Annotated in this window: 1 pseudogene; it reads left to right on the top strand. The window is 72.4% G+C overall.

Features of this window, described 5'->3' with window-relative positions:
• Positions 1-261, top strand: a pseudogene (locus tag KVT44_RS56265) (MFS transporter); the annotation flags it as partial.

Genomic DNA, 261 nt, shown 5'->3' with positions numbered 1-261 from the left:
CTCGGCACGGCGGTGGGGGCCTGGCTGAGACCGCGCCCCCCGGAGATCATCATCGTGACGGTCGTCGCGTGTGTGCTGGGGGCCGCGAACCCCGCCGCCCTGTTCTTCGGTGCCTTCCTGGTGGCCTGTCTGTCGGCGGTCGCGGGGTTCTCGCAGGCGCTCGCCATGCTCTCCCTGGACGCGCTGATCCAGCGGGACGTGCCGGGACTCGTCCGTACGTCGGCGTTCGCGCGCTCGGAGACGCTGTTGCAGGGGGCCTCG

This window comes from Streptomyces sp. GbtcB7, from assembly GCF_019091445.1.
Lineage (GTDB): Bacteria > Actinomycetota > Actinomycetes > Streptomycetales > Streptomycetaceae > Streptomyces > Streptomyces mirabilis.
This window is presented reverse-complemented; position numbering and strand designations above follow the sequence as displayed.